This is a genomic window from Polaromonas sp. P3_C2, assembly GCF_056402675.1.
This window is the reverse complement of record NZ_JBFUGX010000996.1, coordinates 1-1095: the sequence shown is the minus strand read 5'-3', so window position 1 is coordinate 1095 and position 1095 is coordinate 1. Positions and strand designations below refer to the sequence as shown.

Here is a 1095-nt window from a genome sequence, read left to right as displayed (position 1 = left end):
ACGTTGATCAAAATCGGGTTCGCACTGGCGATCGCCTATGCCACGCGGACCAAAAGCCCTTACCAGCGCCTGTTGTCTACCTTGCTGGTGGTGCCGCTGACGCTGGGCACAGTATTGATCGCCGAAKGCATGCTGACCTACTTCGGCCCGCAGGGCTGGCTGGCGCAGACACTGCGCTGGCTCCATCTTTACGAAGGTTCGATCCGGCTCACGCACAACTATTGGGGCGTGCTGATTTCGCTGGTCATCACCGGTTTCCCGTTTGCCTATCTGCTGATCCTCTCTTACATCACCGGTATTGATCCGGCGCTGCCGCGTGCGGCAGCGACGCTGGGCGCAGACGGCTGGAATCGCTTTCGCTACATTTATCTGCCGCTGCTGACGCCCGGGCTGGTCATGGCCTTCTGCCTGAGTTTTGTTCAGGCCTTCTCGGTCTTCCCATCTGCAGTGCTGCTGGGCTCGCCGGCCGGTACCACGCGGGTGATTGCGATTGCGGCCTACGAAGCTGCCTTTGAGCAGTACGACTATTCGCTGGCCTCGGCTGTCGCCATGATCATGGGCCTGGCTCAACTGGCGATCGTCGCTGCGGCGCTGGGCCTGCGCCGTCTGTTCTACCGCGGTCCTGTTACCGGAGGCAAGGGATGAGTGCCGCGGCGCGCAACTCCAGCCCGCTACGCGATCGTGCCTGGCGTGCGTTGATCTGGGGTGTCATCTCCTTCTTTCTGGTCAACGTCGGCCTGCTGATCGTCGCGGTGGCCACCAATTCGGTGGCCACACGCTGGCTGGGAACCTGGCTGCCCGAGGCCTACACCCTCAGCTGGTATGTATCGGCGTGGAAGGAATTCCAGCTGGGCCATGTGCTGGTGGTCACGGTGGTGGTGGTGTTCTCGGTGGTCTTTTTGTCGCTGCTGATCGGTGTGCCCGCCGCCTACACACTGGCACGCAAGGACTTTCGCGGCAAAAAGTTGATCACGCTGCTGTTTCTGCTGCCGCTGATGGTGCCGCCGATTACCTACGGCATTCCGCTGGCCACCGTGATGTACCAACTGCACCTGGCCGGACCCTTGCCGGGCGTGATCATCGCCAACATGATTC

General features: G+C 61.5%; 2 protein-coding genes. Both read left to right on the top strand.

The genetic code is table 11. The annotated features are described in order from the left end of the window. On the top strand, positions 1-645 hold a 645-nt coding region (locus AC1DWI_RS24100; RefSeq protein ID WP_477726033.1), incomplete at its 5' end, for an ABC transporter permease. Then, the coding region (locus AC1DWI_RS24095; protein WP_477726032.1) for an ABC transporter permease at positions 642-1095 on the top strand (454 nt) is incomplete at its 3' end. The genes AC1DWI_RS24100 and AC1DWI_RS24095, both read left to right, overlap by 4 nt.